Raw genomic sequence first — 14,692 nt, 5'->3', positions numbered from 1 at the left:
AGCCAAAGGCTCGGAAGCTTTTTCTTCCGCTGCGCTGTCGGTCTTGCCCGTGCCACGGCTGGGGCTTACCGCGGCGGCATGAAGTTGGCCACCGCAATGCCCGCCCCCCAGCCCGCCGGCGACGCCGCGCAGCGGCTGGCCGAAGTAAACCGCTTGCTGGCAAGCGAATCTGCGGCCGGCAGGCACCGGCAGCCCCGGTTGATCGCCATCAGCAAGACCTTTGCGCCGGCCGATATCCGCCCGCTGATCGCGGCAGGCCAACGCAGCTTCGGCGAAAACCGCGTGCAGGAAGCCGCCGCCAAATGGCCCGAACTGAAGGCGCAGACGCCCGATATCGAGCTCCATCTCGTAGGCCAGCTGCAGTCGAACAAGGCGGCGGATGTCGTGGCGCTGTTCGATGCCATCCACAGCGTCGATCGGCCGTCGCTCGTCGCCGCGCTTGCACGCGCCTGTTCCGCCGCCGGCCGGCAACCGCAGCTGTTCGTCCAGGTGAATATAGGCGATGAGCCACAGAAGGGCGGGGTAGCGATTGGCCTGCTTCCCGAACTTCTGGCAGCATCCCACGCCGCCGGTCTGGAGATTTCAGGGCTGATGGCCGTGCCGCCGGCAGATCGCGATCCGGCCCCCTATTTTGCGCTGCTGGCCAAGCTCGCAGCCCGCCACGACCTGCCGCGTCTCAGCATGGGAATGAGCAGCGATTACGATATTGCCGCCCGCCTCGGGGCCACGGATGTGCGGGTCGGATCGGCCCTGTTCGGGATTCGAAGTGTTAACTCGGGGTAAATAATTGCCCGGATTTCAGCATCTTCTGACTGCAACACACTGTGAATTAACCCTATTGGCTCCTTGAATGCCAGGACCGTACGGACAATATCCGCCGCAGGGTTCTGCGTAAATCAACAGCCGCGCCACAGGGCATTTCTGGAGGTTCGAAGTGTCCACTTCGGGCGCGCTGAAGATTTTCGCCGGACACACAGTGGTCGGAAGTTGGAAATCATGATTGGAACGAAGGAAATCTGCGCGCTGCTGCTCGCAGGCGGCATAGGCGCCGGCTCGGTTGTCACCGTGCAGAAGGTCAAGCCTGCCATCAGCAAGCCCAAGCCTAGGGCAAAGCCTGCAAAGGTGCACAAGGCCGCAGAACGGACTGTGCGCAACGAGCAGATCAGCGATTGCCCGGCGCCCTCCATCCCGTCGATGGACGTGGCAGACTTGGGGGCGATCCCGATGCAGCCCGAGTCGCTGCTCACGCCGACCCAGCTGGCCGGTCGAATCGACGACGGCGGGCTGCGCCTTCCTTCGGTTCTGGGCGGCGGCGGTGGCGGCGGTTCCGGGCCCAGCATCTCGCCTGCGCCTCCAATTCCGGGCGTTCCGCAGCCGGATACCTGGGTGCTCATGGTTTCGGGCTTCGGCTTCATCGGCCTCGCGCTCCGCAGGCCACGCAAGGGCGCGACTCGCAAGGCCTGACGAGTCGCACATACGTGCGGGGCATGATGAACGTTCTGTCCTCCGTGTCTCGGAGGCTGCCGAAACAGCGCCTCCGTGTCTAAGAATCCCCCTGTAACCATTACGTTTGTTTACACAATTCAGGCACTGGCCAAGCTATCTTGACGGCCCATTAATCTGACGTTAATGAACGAAACATATCATCTTTGAAACAAAACAACGGCATGGAAGGCCGTGAAATGTCGCAAGAATATAAGATCAGCCATACAAAGGGCAGTGTAGTCGGCAGATTCTTCCGCAACCGCAAGGGTGTGGCTGCGGCTGAATTTGCGCTCATTCTGCCAGTGTTCGTGTCGATGATTTTCGGCACGCTGGAATACTCCATCATGCTGTTCACCTACAGCTCGATGCAGACGACAGCGCGCGACATCGCGCGCCAGGTCGCTGTCAATAATCTTACCCCCAGCGAAGCGCAGGCAAAGCTGGCAAGCCGCCTGCCGCCCTGGATGGCCAGCAGCGCCACGATGAAGATCACCCAGACGAAGCCTGCCGATCCGACTGCAAACATCATTCAGGTGAACCTGTCGGTCCCTACCAGGCTGGCTTCGCCGATCACCTTCTTCTCCCGTGGAACCACCAGCGTTCTCGAAACCCAAGCCGAAATGAAACAAGAACTTCCGTTCGGAAAGCTCTAACGCCATGGCAAATATCAAGAACCGCGTTAAGCGGCTGCTGCGCGACAACCGCGGCGCTGTTGCCTTCACCTTCGCGCTGATGGTTCCGGTTTTCATCGGCGCTGGCGCGCTTGCGGTCGACATGGCCAACTATCGCTATGTCGACAACCGCCTGCAGACGGCGGCCGATGCAGCTGCACTCGCAGCGGTGAAGGCGCTTGACACGCCCAATATTGCGAAGTCCGACGCCGTAAGTTTTGCCGCCCGCAACGTGCCGGCCAATTTTGGCACTGTCACCACGACCAGTGACGTGACCATCGGCATCTATGATCCCGAAACCCGCGTGTTCACGCCCTCCAACAGTGCGGATGTCAACGCCGTGCGGGTGATTTCGGCTCGCACCGAGGCACGCAACAACGTAACGCCGCAAATCCTTTCGGTGATCTGGGGCAAGGACAATGTCGAGATCACCAAGGTGGCGATTGCCGCCCGCCAGTTGAAGGTTCAGTACGAACCGCCCGAGCGCGTGAACCTCGCCAACGAAGCCTATGATTTCAACGAGATTTACGCTTACTGTTATAAGTATGAGGGCTCCGGCTCACAGGCCTCGCGCCGTTCGCAGATGACGCTCGTGTCCAACAACATGGCATCCGGTCAGAGCATCGTGAAGATTAGCAAGGGCGTGATCAAGCAGGACCCCCCGGGCGATAAGCTGGTGTGGCCGGAGTGCAAGGAAGATGAGAGCCTCAGCTTCCGACTGCACAACGTGCGGGATGCCAAGAACAACCCTGCTCTGTGGAACAACCCGTCAAAGCTCTCTCAATATGATCACTATACCGACACGCACATCACCAAGGGCGTCGAAACCTTCGAGCTGACGAACAACATCCTGGAAACCGTCCGTTGCGATACGCTGGACAAGTGCGATCCGTCGAAACCGGGCGCCACTGTTCCCAAGGGCAAGAATCGTACGCCAATGGTGGAAAAGACCCCCTGCCTGCCTGGAAAATATATGTACTTCGGGTGGGAAGACCGTCCACCGAGCGGGCCTGGCGGCTCCGACAAGGACTATGATGACATCGTCATGGTCATGAAGTGCCCGCGCACAGGGATCCTTGGCGACGGAATGACTCGCCTGGTTGCCTGATTCGGCATCGCTGCAAGGCTTGCTTCGTAACCACCAAATACAGCTGCGAATCGTCGCGCGAATCGGATCGGGCCGTCCTGGAAGCAGAGACGGCCCGATTCGCGATCTGTTTCAGTCAAAAGAGTCTGATTTGGTATCAGGCTCCGAAGCTGCGCAATCTATATTGCCTGTGTGCTGACAAATCAGGTCGGCACTTGAGCGCCCAACTATACTATAGGTGGTGAAAATCAGGCCGCATGGAGCCTCCAGCCACAACAGGCAGTACGTCCCCAGCCTGCCTCCTGGCCGCGTCCGACAGCCGAAACAGCGTTAAACCGTCTTAAGACGAATTGTTAAAGAAATTGAAAAACCCATATCTACAAGGGGTTTCCACTCGTTTTTTCTATTGCAACCCGAAAATGGCAGGGTTAAGGTTCATTCAGAGACGCGGACTGAAGCGTCGCCTGAACTTCCCGAAAGGGGTCGCGGGTTCCGGTGGCGGATGAGGGAAGTGTTTCACCTCAAGGCTCAATGAAGTGCCTGGGGTATCAAGAAATCCGGCAATGTTCGGATAATAATAGAGGGATGTCGCAAATGAAGGCTCTTCTGCAAAAGCTCCTGGGTGATAAGGCTGGCGCTTCGGCCGCTGAATACGCCCTGATTCTCGCCGTCTTCGGCGGCGCTGTCGTGATCGGCGTGACCGCTCTCGGCTCGGGTTTCAAGACCCAGATGACGAACTCCAAGACGCTCATCGAAAAGGATTACAGCAAGTAAGCTGAATCCCTCCCCGCTCCCGCATGGCGGGGGCGGGGATCTCAAGTGACTGCAGCTATAAAAAGCCCCGGCAACGTCCGGACATAAGAAGGAAGTCGCAAAATGAAAAAGCTTCTCAAGAACCTGCTGGGTGATTCTGCCGGTGCTTCGGCTGCTGAATACGCTCTGATCCTCGCTGTCTTCGGCGGCGCGGTCGTCATCGGTGTCACCGCCCTGGGCGATGGCTTCAAGACCCAGATGACGAACTCCAAGACGCTCATCGAAAAGGACTACAGCAAGTAAGCTGTTTCCCCGCCTCCAGAAATGGGGGCGGGGTTCCTTGCGCAGGGCGCGCAGCCATAAAAAGCCCCGGCAACGTCCGGACATAAGAAGGAAGTCGCAGATGAAAAAGCTTCTCAAGAACCTGCTGGGTGATTCTGCCGGTGCTTCGGCTGCGGAATACGCCCTGATCCTCGCCGTCTTCGGCGGCGCGGTCGTCATCGGTGTCACCGCCCTCGGCGACGGCTTCAAAACCCAGATGAACAACTCGAAGGCAACTATCGAGAAGGACTACAGCAAGTAATCCCTCGCGGTCCTCGATCGAGTTCGGGAACGTGGGCCTTCGTGCATCCCGCACGGGGGCCCAATCCCGCGACCCACAGATTCGGACCAGAATGGTTGCAATTCGGCAACAGGTGTCACTGTCTTTGAAATTTTCGTTTTCGGACTCTTGCGGGGTGGAGCAATTAACCATACCGATCCGAAAACACGGCGTGCCGACCCAAAGTCGGGACGCCCAACAATAAGGGTCTCAGGGAGTTATGCGTAGATCTTCGATCTTCCTGCTACTGGGGGCGCTCCTTCTGGGGTTGCTGGCAGTTCTTGCCGCCCGCATGGCGATCAACAACAATGGCCCCGCTGCAGAGCAGGAGGCGCCAAAGGCCTTCGTGGTGGTGGCCGCAAAGCCGATGAAGTTCGGCGACAAGATTTCGCCCGACATGCTGAAGACCACGCCCTGGAACGGGCCGGTTCCTGTCGATGCCTATACCTCTCCGCGTGATGCCGTCGGCGATGGCGAGCGCACGGCGCTCCGCGAGATCAAGGAAGGCGAACTGCTCCTCCCCACTGCCGTAACCGGCGGCGCCGGGCGCCTCGCATCCTCCACGCTTCTCGGCCCCGACATGCGGGCGGTCTCCGTGCCCGTTTCCGAAACCTCCGGCGCAGGCGGCTTCCTTGCCCCCGGTGATCGGGTGGACGTGTTCCTCACACGCTCCTTCGGCGACGATCTCTCCTACGCCGGCGCCATCGTCCAGGGCGCGCGCGTTCTCGCCGTCGGCCAGACATCGGACACCTCGCAAAGCGAGCCGGCCGTGGTGAAATCCGCCACCATCGAAGTCACGCCGGCCGAAGCGCAGAAGATCGCGCTCGCGCAGCAGGTCGGCCAGATCCATCTCGCCCTTCGCGCCACCGGCGACGAGAGCCGCGTGCCGATCCAGACCGCCACCGCTACCGAGCTCTTCGGCATGCGCCCCCCCAGCAAGAGCACGGCTCCCGAGCCGGCCACGCCCGCAAAGGTCGCAGTTCGCTCCGACGGCACCGAGGTGCGCGTCGTCCGGGGAACTGAAACCACCAGCTATCAGGTGCCACGCTGATGCCCATCGCCATCCAACAGCGCTCCGGCGCCCGTCGCGCCTTCGTCGGTCCGGCAGCGTCCATCACCGTGGCAGCGCTCCTCGCGCTCGCGGCCATCGGCAGCGGCGCAATCGCCGAGGGCGCCTGGGCTCAGTCCGCCGGCGCGATCATGAACGTCCCGATCAACAAGTCGCAGGTCCTGAAGCTCGATCGCGCCTTCGCCAAGGCGATGATCGGCAACCCCGAAATCGCCGACGTCATCCCGATGAGTGTCAACAGCGTCTATATTCTGGGACGCAAGTCCGGCTCCACCAACCTCGCCCTCTATGACCGCGGCGGAAACCTGATCTCGGTGGTGGATGTCGTAGTCGGTCCGGATACCGTCGGGCTGAAGCGCCAGATTGGTGAAGTGTTCCCCGGCGAGAATGTCCGGATCAGCAACTCCAACGAAGCTCTCGTCATCGAGGGCCAGGTTTCCAGCCCGATGGCAGCCGAGCGCATCGTCGCGATGGCGCAGACCTACGCCGGCGACAAGATCCTGAACCTCATGTCGGTAGGGTCACCGCAGCAGGTGCTGCTGGAGGTGCGTATTTCCGAAATGTCGCGCGGCACTGTCAGGCAGCTCGGTATCAACGCGGTTGGTTGGGGCAACCCGTTCGACCCCAGCGGCGTGGCGAGGCCGGCCTCCCTTGATAATGGCCCGTTTGTCGCCACCCTGAAAAACATCTTCGGCACCACCCTCGATATCCAGTTTGAAGCACTCGAGCGAGAGGGCCTTGTTCGCACACTTGCAAACCCCAACCTTGTTGCACTTTCGGGTGAAACAGCGAACTTTCTGGCCGGTGGCGAGTTTCCGATTCCAGTGGCCGTCGAAGACCGTAAGATCTCGGTGGAGTTCAAACAGTTTGGCGTGGCTCTGGCATTCACGCCTACAGTTCTCGCTGATGGTCTGATCAACCTGCGCGTCGCTCCGGAAGTCAGTACAATCGACCGCGATGCCTCGGTCGAACTGGATGGCATCAGTATTCCCGGCCTCAAGGTTCGCCGCGCCGTTACCTCGCTCGAACTGCGCGACGGCCAGTCCTTTGCGATGGCCGGTCTCATCCAGTCGGATTTCGCAGACACTGTCCGCGCTATCCCGCTGCTCGGCAAGATCCCGATCATCGGCGCCTTGTTCCGCTCGACCGCTTCCAACAAGGCTGAAACGGAGCTGGTCATCACCGTTACGCCGCGCATCGTCCGCCCGGTCCGGCCCGATCAAATCAGGGTGCCGACAGACCGCGTGAACGAGCCGAGCTCAATGGACCTCTTCCTGATGGGTAAAACCCAGAAGATTACACCCGTTCCATCGGCGGGTGGGCCAGCTCCTGGCGGAGTCGATGGCGAACACGGACATATCGTGAGGTAGAACATGCGGAACGCAGCACTGACACGTATCGCGATTGCAGCTTCCACGCTGATCGCACTGGTCGCGATGCCCGGTACTCCCGGCGTTGCCAGCTCCGATCCGGAGTTTGGTTGCACGGTGAAACAGAATATCGAAACCCAGGTCGTCGATATGAACCCCCGCTATCAGGGCACGCTGATGGAAGGCGGCAGCGGACAGCGCAGCGCCGCCGCCGTCAGCCGCTACATGAACGACAAGATCCGTCCGCTCGTCACCATCGATGGCCGCTCGGAAGTAGGCCAGCAGGGCGGCGCCAGCGCATCCGGAGACGTCTCGTCATCCCGCTCAAGTGGCGGGAAATAAGATGCTCAGCGACCATATCGGCCAGGGGCAGGGCGATGGTCCGGAGACGGGGGCCATGAACACGTCCAATCCCAAGCGCCGGGAACCCGCGCGGCCCGCGGAAGGCCTGCAGCGGGTGGTCTTCGTCCCCAAGACACTCGGACGCGCTCCGGAAGCCGGCCAGCTCGCCGATGCAGGCATCGCCCTGCACGAGCAACTCGCCCAGATCTCGACGCTCGCGGACAACGCCGCACTGCTGGACGAGGCGGACGCGCTGGTGGTGGAGCTCAATCCCGCCGTTCCCTCCGAAATGGAGGCGTTCGACAGGCTGGTGCATCAGGCGCCGGATTGTCCGGTCGTCGCGGCGGTGGAGGGACTCACCCTCGCCCACGCCCGCACACTCCTGAAGACCGGGGCACTGGATGCAATCCCGCTTCCCTTCTCGACGGAGGACCTGAAGCAGGCGATCGAGCCGGCGCGCCGCCCGGCCCGTCCGGCGTCGCGTTCCGCGCCGGCTGCGCGTCGGCACGGCAAGGTCATCGCCGTCGTCGGCGCCATGGGCGGCGTCGGCACCACGTCCATTGCCACGCAGATGGGCATACTCTGGGCAGAGGATGCCCGCGTTGCGCTGTTCGATCTGGATGTGCAGTTCGGCAGTGCCGCCCTGTTCCTGGACGTCCGCCCCGGAATGAACATGGCCAACCTGCTGGAAGACGCCGAACGTCTCGACGCGGAGCTCATGCAGTCGATGGCGGCAAAGCACAGCTCCGGGCTCGATGTCATCGCCAGCCCCACGGACCTGACGCCGATCGACTCGATCAGCATCGATTCGATCGATCAGATCTTCCGCGTCGCGGTACAGGCCTATGATGTGCTGATTGTCGATCTGCCCACCGTCTGGACGGAATGGACGGTACGGGTACTCCAGCGCGCCGACGCCATCTGTCTGGTCACGAACATGAGCGTCCCCGGCATCTATCATGCCCGACGCCAGATCGAGCTGGTGGACGCCAACGGCATGCTTCCGAAGCTTCGCGTCATCGCCAACCGGGCCCCGGCCAAGCTGTTCGGCAAGGTCGATACGCGCGAAACCGAAACTGTGCTCGGCCGCAAGATCGATTACCTTATCAGCAACGACTATCCGACCGTCAGCTCCGCCAACGACGAGGGGCGCCCGCTGAAGTCCATTCGCGGCAATGCCAAGGTGGTGAAGGACCTGCGCTCCCTGCGCGACGGGCTGGGCACCATGCTCGCGGCTGAAGGAGCCATCGCATGAGCGGCGGAATGATCTGGCCCGGTCGCAAGCCCGTCAAGACCGCCGCCGAGGCAAAGCCGGCGTCCGCTGCCGATGCCACGGCGGCTGCCCCCGCCGCCAAATCGGTGCCGGCGGTAAAGGCCGCCCCTGCCGCCGAGACCTCCCGTCTGGACCAGAAGACCGACCTCAAGGTCGAACTGCACCAGAATCTCCTCGATCGCATCAATCTGGCCGCGCTCGAAAGCATGACGCGCGAACAGGTCGGCCGCGACATCGGCGACATCGTCGCCGACATGCTGAAGGAGATGAACCACGCGCTCAACCTCGCAGAGCGCAAGCAGCTGGTGGAGGACATCCTCGACGAGCTCCTCGGCCTCGGGCCGCTCGAGCCGCTGCTCAAAGATCCAAGCATCACCGAAGTCATGGTGAACACCGCCTATATCGTCTTCATCGAACGCGCCGGCCGCATCGAGGAAACCAAGGCCAAGTTCGCCGACAACCGCCACCTGTTGCGCATTATCCAGAAGATCGTGTCGGGCATGGGCCGTCGCATCGACGAATCCTCGCCGATGGTCGATGCCCGCCTCCCCGATGGCAGCCGCGTCAACGCGATCATCCCGCCGCTCGCGGTCGATGGCCCTATCCTGACAATCCGGAAGTTCGCCAAGACGCCGATCAACATGGAGAAACTGGTCAGCATCGGCGCCATGCCGGAGGCCTGCGCCGAAGTCCTCCGCGCCGTCGTCAAGGGACGCCGCAACGTCCTCATCTCCGGCGGTACCGGCTCGGGCAAGACAACGATGCTGAACGCCATGTCGGCCTCGATCGGCACGCACGAACGTATCGTCACCATCGAGGATTCGGCGGAACTCCAGCTGCAGCAGCGGCACGTCATCCGCCTGGAAACCCGCCCCGCCAACATGGAGGGCCGCGGCGAAATCAACCAGCGCGATCTGGTCAAGAACTCGCTGCGTATGCGTCCGGATCGTATCGTTCTCGGCGAGTGCCGCGGTGGTGAAGCCTTCGACATGCTGCAGGCCATGAACACCGGCCACGACGGCTCGATGACGACTATCCACGCCAACACCCCGCGCGATTCCCTTTCCCGTCTGGAGCAGATGATCGGCATGTCCGGTCTCGAAATCAGCCCGAAGGCAGCCCGCGCCCAGATCGCTTCCGCCATCCAGGTCGTCATCCAGCTCGAACGTCTCTCCGATGGCAAGCGCCGCCTTACCTCGGTCGCCGAAGTGACGGGCATGGAAGGCGAAACCGTGCTGCTGCAGGAAATCTTCCGCTTTGATCGCCAGGGCATTGACGCCCAGGGCAATGTCATCGCCGAGCTGAAGCCCACGGGCATCCGGCCGAAGTTCATGGAGTATCTCGGCGCCCGCGGCATCCATCTGCCGCCGAACCTGTTCGATCCCTATCGCCGGCTGGATTCCGCAGCATGATGCCCGAAAGCGCCACGCTGCTGCTCATCCTGCTGTTCTTCGGCGTCGTTCTGCTGGTCGAAGGCGCCTGGTACTATTACCGCGACGTCCATGCCCCCAAGAACCGCGTCGGGCGCCGCCTGACCAACCTGAAGTCGGGCAGCATGGCCGAGGAAGTCCAGGCCTCGCTGAAGCGGGGCAACAGCGCCCCGGGCGACAGTTTCCTCGCCGGCATAGTGGCAAAGCTCGACACCAAGCTCACGCAGGCCGGCCTCAGGATCACGCCGGAACGCTTCCTTACGCTGATGGGCGTGGCGACACTGGGCATCGCAATCGCGACTCCCGTGCTGCTCGGCTTTGTCGACATGCTGAACTCCGCAGCCACCTTCCTGCTCATCATCGCCTTCGCGGTGGGGATCGGCATCATCATCCCGCTCGCCTTCATCGACCGCAAGGCATCGCAGCGGATGAAGAAGTTCGACGAGCAATTCCCGGTCGCCCTCGACATCTTCGTGCGCGGCCTGCGCGCCGGCCACCCCGTCACCAGCGCCCTCGATCTGCTGGTAGAGGAAATGCCGGACCCGATCGGCTCGGAATTCGCCATGGTCATCGCCGAGGTCAGCTACGGCTATGATCTGCGCGACGCGCTCAACAACCTCGCCAAGCGGGCGCAGACGACGGATGTGCAGATGTTCTCCGTCTGCGTCGCCATCCAGGCGGAAACCGGCGGCAACCTCGCCGACATCCTCGATGGCCTTTCCCGCGTCATCCGCGACCGCAACTCGATGGTGCTGAAGGTCCGCGCCCTTGCCTCCGAAGGCAAGATGACCGCCATCGTGCTGTCGGTGCTGCCGGTCTGCACCTTCGCCTTCGTCTTCGCCACCCAGCCGAGCTTTTTCCTCGATGTCGTCGAGGACCGCTGGTTCATGCCCGGCCTGATCGGAATTTTCGCATGGTACGGAATCGGGATCTTCATGATCCGCAAGATGGTCGATCTGAAGGTCTAGCCCGATGAATGCAGACATGGTCACCTACCTTATCCTGGGGCTCATATTCGGGGCCGTGGTTCTCGGCGTCCTGGCGATTGCGCCGATGTTCGAAAAGAAGGTCAACCTTGCCCAGCGGTTGTCATCCGCGCCTTCCGCCAACACCCCGGTCAACAGCAACGGCATCCCGACGCTCCGGTCCGACAGCAACAGCACGCTCTGGGGCAAGCTCATCCACACCATCGAAAGCCACGGGCTTTCGCTGGACGACGACAAGGCGCCGATCCTGAAAGAGCGGCTGTCGCTCGCCGGCTATAATCAGCCCTACGCAGTCCGCGCCTTCGTGCTGATCCGCACGTCGCTCACGCTGTTGCTGCCCATCATTTCCTACGCGGTCATCACGCTGGGCGGCGCCTCCCTTTCCGCGACAAAGCTCTACATGGCGCTCGTCGGCTCGGCCGCCGCCGGCCTCTATCTGCCCAATATGTTCGTCAGCAACCGCGCCGAAGCGCGGATGAAGGAAATCCTCGACGGGTTCCCCGATGCTCTCGATCTCATGCTTGTATGCGTGGAAGCAGGCCTCGGCATCGATGCCTGCTTCGCACGCGTCGGCCAGGAAATCGTCAACCTGCACCCGCGCCTTGCCGAACTGTTCGCCACCGTCTCGCTGGAACTGCGTGCCGGCCGCCCGCGCGCCGAAGCTCTGAAGAACATGGCCCGCAAGAGCGGCGTTCCGGAAATCCAGTCCTTCGCAACGCTTGTCGTCCAGTCCGACAAGCTCGGCGCCAGCATCGGCACGGCGCTCAAGATCTACGCCGGTGAAATGCGCGAGTCCCGCCGCATGCGCGCCGAGGAAAAGGCCCACCGCCTGCCGGTCATCCTGTCGATCCCGATGGTGCTCTTCCTGCTTCCGACGATGATCGGCGTGCTGGCCCTGCCGGCCTCCATCTCGCTCCGGGATACGATGTTCAACGATTGATGCGCCAGACGCTCCCTCTCGGCGCGATGGCGCCCCTCGCCTTCGGGGCCGCCCTGGCGGCGGCCGGCGGTGCCGATGCGCGCACTACCGCGCCCGAGGGCATGCGGGCGGTCGGGCCTGACCCTGTCGCCACGGCGACGGCGGAGGCAGCCCGCGCGCAGGGCAAGGCCCTGCTCGGCCTCAACAAGCCGGTGGAAGCCCTGCGCAGCTACCGGCAGGCGCTGCTGCAGGATCCGGATTCGGTCGAAACGCTGAACGGCCTCGCTGTCTGCTACGACCGTCTTGGCCGGTTCGAGGACAGCCGCACCCACTATGAAATGGCGCTCGGTATCGATCCCGCCTCGCCGACCCTGCTCTACAACTACGGTCTCTCGCTCTATCTGCAGAAAAAGCCGCAGGAGGCCGTGCGCTTCCTCACGCTGGCCGCCGCTTCCGACGACGAACAGGTGCAGGCCGCAAGCCTGCGCACACTTGCCCGTATCGAGCAGCAGCGTGCGCGGGCAGCAATCGCGCCGGCAGTCTCTGTATCCGCCCCGGAAGAAGCCAGCGGCAGCGCCCGGATCGTTCGCACCAACGCCCATGAGCAGCGCCTCGTCCTCGACGCGGCGCCCAGGGGCAGGCCAGGCGCGGTGCAGACGGCTGTCGCCTCCACCCGTCCGCAGGCCGGCACCCCCGCCATTTCTCCCACCCTGTCGGCAGATCTCTCGCCAGAGGCAGCCGCCGCAACGGTGGCGCTCGCCAGCCTCACCCCGCGCGAGGATGCCCGCATCGCAGCGCGGGAGTATGCAGCAATCGCGGCAGATCAGGCTGCGCTCGAGGCCCGCCAGGCCGAGGCGCTCGCCGCTGCCGCCGCCGCTGCTCCCATTCCTCTTCCCGAGGCGATGGCGCAGGTCCAGCGGGCGCTAGCCAGCCGGCAGATGCGGGTGTCGCCCGCCACATCGGCAGGCGCCGAACTGGCGGCTGTGGCCTTTGCGGCGCCCGGCGGCGACCCGCTCGACTGGCAGGCCAGCCATTTCCTCGATTTCGTCCCGTCGCGCGGGCGGGAAACCGATGTGGGCGAACGTCGCCAGGCGCATCTCGCGCTGCTGTCCACCGGCCTTGCCGTCCCGCGCCCGGTCGCACGCGCGCGGGCCGTCGCTGCCGAACCGGTGGATCCGGGCCTTCGCAAGCGCGAATTCGCCGACCCCTTCAACAGCGACAACAGCCGCCTCAACGGCTTCGCCGACCGCCTGCACGGGCGCGAGGAACTGGCGCCGGCGCAAGTTGCCGAGCAGGTGGCCAGGCTCGAGGCGCTGATCGCCCGGGTGCGGAACGCGTGAACCGCATCGTCGCCGCGGCCCTGCCGCTGCTCGCCGCATTCTCCGCCCTGTCGCTGACGCCGCCGCTCGCAGCGCAGACAGCCGTTACCTCAGCTGCCGCAAACCTCACCCTTGGCTTCATAGACTCCGCCATCGCAGAGAGGCGGCTGAAATCCGCAGTCGAGCTGATCCGTGCCGCCGAAGCCCGAAATCCCGGCCCCGAACTGGAACTCCGCAAGGCCGAACTGCTGCTCGCTGCCGGCGCGCTCGACGAAGCGCAGACCGCCTTTCAAAAGCTTGAAGCCGATGCAGCGGTCGCCGCGCGTGCCAAGGTCGGGCGCTCCATCGCCCTGCTGAACGCGGGCCATCCCAACCAGGCCGACACCCTGCTGGCAGAAGCACTGGCGCTCGATCCATCGATGGTGCGCGGCTGGTCCGCCCGTGGCGTCCTCGCCGATCGGCGCGGCGACTGGAAGTCGGCCGAGGCAAGCTATGCCCAAGGCCTCGCCGCAGATCCGAAATCGGCGACCCTGCTCAACAATCGCGGCTATTCGCGCCTTCTGCAGGGCCGCAACCCGGAGGCCGAGGCGGATTTCATGGCCGCACTCGCGATCCAGCCCGGCATGGAGGCGGCAGCCACGAACCTCCGCCTCGCGCGAGGTCTGCAGGGCCGCTACGCCGAGGCGTTCGACGGCGCCACCCGCGAGGATCTGGCGCGTGACCTCAACACCGTCGGCGTTGCTGCCATGCTCCGGGGCGATCACCGCCTCGCCGAAAGCTATTTCAGCCGCGCGATCGAAATGAACACGAAGTTTGACAAGACGGCGACCGCAAACCTCGCCTATCTGAAACATGTGGCCCCGGAACTGACGGAGCCTGCAAGGACAGCTCCCAGCAAATGACACTGCCTCTCCTGCTCATCGTGGCCACCGGCCTGCTGCTGCTCGCCGCCTGCGCCACCGATCTGCACCGGTTCGAGATTCCGGACTCCATCTCCATCGCCATCATCGTCCTTGCGGTCGCCTTCGGTTTCACCCAGCCGGGTTTCGCCTGGGGCTGGCACGCCGCTGGCTTCGCCCTGATGTTCGCCGTCGGCCTCGGGCTGTTCGCCGCCGGCTGGATGGGCGGCGGAGACATCAAGCTCCTCGTCGCCACCGCCGCCTGGACCGGCCTGTTCGGCCTGCCCGCCTATCTCGCCGGCGTCACGGTTGCGGGCGGTCTTCTCGCCATTGCACTCCTCGCCGGTCGCGCAGCCTTCGCCCGGGCCGGCGCTGCCCCGGAATCAATGCCCGGGCCGCTTCGTCCCAACGCCCCGCTGCCCTATGCCATCGCCATAGCCGGCGGCGCCTTCTGGTGGGCGTGGCGCAGCTGGCCGCTCATCGCCTGA

17 protein-coding genes are annotated in these 14,692 nt (G+C 63.5%); all 17 read left to right on the top strand.

Annotated elements, in window-relative coordinates:
- Nucleotides 1-78 precede the first annotated feature (78 nt).
- The 17 genes from IM784_RS09650 to IM784_RS09570 all read left to right on the top strand — a co-directional run bounded on the left by IM784_RS09650 (nucleotide 79) and on the right by IM784_RS09570 (nucleotide 14,692).
- Nucleotides 79-783 carry a YggS family pyridoxal phosphate-dependent enzyme gene (locus IM784_RS09650; RefSeq protein WP_235976942.1) on the top strand — a complete coding sequence of 235 codons (705 nt, stop codon included), beginning with the start codon at nucleotides 79-81 and terminating at the stop codon, nucleotides 781-783.
- A 213-nt stretch (nucleotides 784-996) separates the two neighbouring features.
- Nucleotides 997-1,464, top strand: a complete 468-nt coding sequence (locus IM784_RS09645; protein WP_199555125.1) for a PEP-CTERM sorting domain-containing protein — start codon at nucleotides 997-999, stop codon at nucleotides 1,462-1,464.
- 203 nt (nucleotides 1,465-1,667) lie between these two features.
- A complete protein-coding gene (locus IM784_RS09640; RefSeq protein WP_199555124.1) occupies nucleotides 1,668-2,138 on the top strand; it encodes a TadE/TadG family type IV pilus assembly protein in 471 nt (156 codons plus the stop codon).
- Between the two features lie 4 nt (nucleotides 2,139-2,142).
- Nucleotides 2,143-3,264, top strand: a complete 1,122-nt coding sequence (locus IM784_RS09635) for a pilus assembly protein TadG-related protein (protein WP_199555123.1) — start codon at nucleotides 2,143-2,145, stop codon at nucleotides 3,262-3,264.
- A 573-nt stretch (nucleotides 3,265-3,837) separates the two neighbouring features.
- Nucleotides 3,838-4,017, top strand: coding sequence for a Flp family type IVb pilin (locus IM784_RS09630; RefSeq protein ID WP_199555122.1), 180 nt, complete (start codon nucleotides 3,838-3,840; stop codon nucleotides 4,015-4,017).
- Nucleotides 4,018-4,119: 102 nt separating this feature from the next.
- Nucleotides 4,120-4,299 (top strand): Flp family type IVb pilin, encoded by a 180-nt coding sequence (locus tag IM784_RS09625; protein WP_199555121.1) that lies wholly within the window; start codon nucleotides 4,120-4,122, stop codon nucleotides 4,297-4,299.
- Nucleotides 4,300-4,399: 100 nt separating this feature from the next.
- Nucleotides 4,400-4,579 carry a Flp family type IVb pilin gene (locus IM784_RS09620; protein WP_199555120.1) on the top strand — a complete coding sequence of 60 codons (180 nt, stop codon included), beginning with the start codon at nucleotides 4,400-4,402 and terminating at the stop codon, nucleotides 4,577-4,579.
- A gap of 238 nt (nucleotides 4,580-4,817) precedes the next feature.
- Nucleotides 4,818-5,648 carry a Flp pilus assembly protein CpaB gene (gene cpaB / locus IM784_RS09615; protein WP_199555119.1) on the top strand — a complete coding sequence of 277 codons (831 nt, stop codon included), beginning with the start codon at nucleotides 4,818-4,820 and terminating at the stop codon, nucleotides 5,646-5,648.
- Nucleotides 5,648-7,036, top strand: a complete 1,389-nt coding sequence (locus IM784_RS09610) for a type II and III secretion system protein family protein (protein WP_199555118.1) — start codon at nucleotides 5,648-5,650, stop codon at nucleotides 7,034-7,036. The genes cpaB and IM784_RS09610 overlap by 1 nt, the downstream gene beginning before the upstream one ends.
- Before the next feature lie 3 nt (nucleotides 7,037-7,039).
- Entirely contained in the window at nucleotides 7,040-7,378 is a 339-nt protein-coding gene (locus IM784_RS09605; RefSeq protein ID WP_199555117.1) for a hypothetical protein, read from the top strand.
- Nucleotide 7,379: 1 nt separating this feature from the next.
- Entirely contained in the window at nucleotides 7,380-8,633 is a 1,254-nt protein-coding gene (locus IM784_RS09600; protein WP_199555116.1) for an AAA family ATPase, read from the top strand.
- A complete protein-coding gene (locus IM784_RS09595; RefSeq protein ID WP_235976931.1) occupies nucleotides 8,630-10,063 on the top strand; it encodes a CpaF family protein in 1,434 nt (477 codons plus the stop codon). Before IM784_RS09600 ends, IM784_RS09595 begins: the two co-directional genes overlap by 4 nt.
- Entirely contained in the window at nucleotides 10,060-11,049 is a 990-nt protein-coding gene (locus IM784_RS09590; RefSeq protein ID WP_199555115.1) for a type II secretion system F family protein, read from the top strand. The genes IM784_RS09595 and IM784_RS09590 overlap by 4 nt, the downstream gene beginning before the upstream one ends.
- A gap of 4 nt (nucleotides 11,050-11,053) precedes the next feature.
- Nucleotides 11,054-12,007 carry a type II secretion system F family protein gene (locus IM784_RS09585; RefSeq protein ID WP_199555114.1) on the top strand — a complete coding sequence of 318 codons (954 nt, stop codon included), beginning with the start codon at nucleotides 11,054-11,056 and terminating at the stop codon, nucleotides 12,005-12,007.
- The gene (locus tag IM784_RS09580) at nucleotides 12,007-13,326 is read left to right on the top strand and encodes a tetratricopeptide repeat protein (protein ID WP_199555113.1); all 1,320 of its coding nucleotides are present in this window, start codon (nucleotides 12,007-12,009) and stop codon (nucleotides 13,324-13,326) included. Before IM784_RS09585 ends, IM784_RS09580 begins: the two co-directional genes overlap by 1 nt.
- Entirely contained in the window at nucleotides 13,323-14,207 is an 885-nt protein-coding gene (locus IM784_RS17625) for a tetratricopeptide repeat protein (RefSeq protein WP_199555112.1), read from the top strand. The genes IM784_RS09580 and IM784_RS17625 overlap by 4 nt, the downstream gene beginning before the upstream one ends.
- Nucleotides 14,204-14,692, top strand: coding sequence for an A24 family peptidase (locus IM784_RS09570; protein ID WP_199555111.1), 489 nt, complete (start codon nucleotides 14,204-14,206; stop codon nucleotides 14,690-14,692). Before IM784_RS17625 ends, IM784_RS09570 begins: the two co-directional genes overlap by 4 nt.

It is taken from the genome of Sandaracinobacteroides hominis (assembly GCF_016464365.1).
GTDB lineage: Bacteria > Pseudomonadota > Alphaproteobacteria > Sphingomonadales > Sphingomonadaceae > Sandaracinobacteroides > Sandaracinobacteroides hominis.
The sequence above is the reverse complement of the archived record's forward strand: the minus strand, read 5'-3'. Positions and strand labels throughout refer to the sequence as shown.

What these genes read in the sequence shown, in the direction of transcription:
- IM784_RS09650 (WP_235976942.1), top strand. Translation starts at nt 79, where the DNA reads ATGAAGTTGGCCACCGCAATGCCCGCCCCCCAGCCCGCCGGCGACGCC.
- IM784_RS09645 (WP_199555125.1), top strand. Translation starts at nt 997, where the DNA reads ATGATTGGAACGAAGGAAATCTGCGCGCTGCTGCTCGCAGGCGGCATA.
- IM784_RS09640 (WP_199555124.1), top strand. Translation starts at nt 1,668, where the DNA reads ATGGAAGGCCGTGAAATGTCGCAAGAATATAAGATCAGCCATACAAAG.
- IM784_RS09635 (WP_199555123.1), top strand. Translation starts at nt 2,143, where the DNA reads ATGGCAAATATCAAGAACCGCGTTAAGCGGCTGCTGCGCGACAACCGC.
- IM784_RS09630 (WP_199555122.1), top strand. Translation starts at nt 3,838, where the DNA reads ATGAAGGCTCTTCTGCAAAAGCTCCTGGGTGATAAGGCTGGCGCTTCG.
- IM784_RS09625 (WP_199555121.1), top strand. Translation starts at nt 4,120, where the DNA reads ATGAAAAAGCTTCTCAAGAACCTGCTGGGTGATTCTGCCGGTGCTTCG.
- IM784_RS09620 (WP_199555120.1), top strand. Translation starts at nt 4,400, where the DNA reads ATGAAAAAGCTTCTCAAGAACCTGCTGGGTGATTCTGCCGGTGCTTCG.
- cpaB (WP_199555119.1), top strand. Translation starts at nt 4,818, where the DNA reads ATGCGTAGATCTTCGATCTTCCTGCTACTGGGGGCGCTCCTTCTGGGG.
- IM784_RS09610 (WP_199555118.1), top strand. Translation starts at nt 5,648, where the DNA reads ATGCCCATCGCCATCCAACAGCGCTCCGGCGCCCGTCGCGCCTTCGTC.
- IM784_RS09605 (WP_199555117.1), top strand. Translation starts at nt 7,040, where the DNA reads ATGCGGAACGCAGCACTGACACGTATCGCGATTGCAGCTTCCACGCTG.
- IM784_RS09600 (WP_199555116.1), top strand. Translation starts at nt 7,380, where the DNA reads ATGCTCAGCGACCATATCGGCCAGGGGCAGGGCGATGGTCCGGAGACG.
- IM784_RS09595 (WP_235976931.1), top strand. Translation starts at nt 8,630, where the DNA reads ATGAGCGGCGGAATGATCTGGCCCGGTCGCAAGCCCGTCAAGACCGCC.
- IM784_RS09590 (WP_199555115.1), top strand. Translation starts at nt 10,060, where the DNA reads ATGATGCCCGAAAGCGCCACGCTGCTGCTCATCCTGCTGTTCTTCGGC.
- IM784_RS09585 (WP_199555114.1), top strand. Translation starts at nt 11,054, where the DNA reads ATGAATGCAGACATGGTCACCTACCTTATCCTGGGGCTCATATTCGGG.
- IM784_RS09580 (WP_199555113.1), top strand. Translation starts at nt 12,007, where the DNA reads ATGCGCCAGACGCTCCCTCTCGGCGCGATGGCGCCCCTCGCCTTCGGG.
- IM784_RS09570 (WP_199555111.1), top strand. Translation starts at nt 14,204, where the DNA reads ATGACACTGCCTCTCCTGCTCATCGTGGCCACCGGCCTGCTGCTGCTC.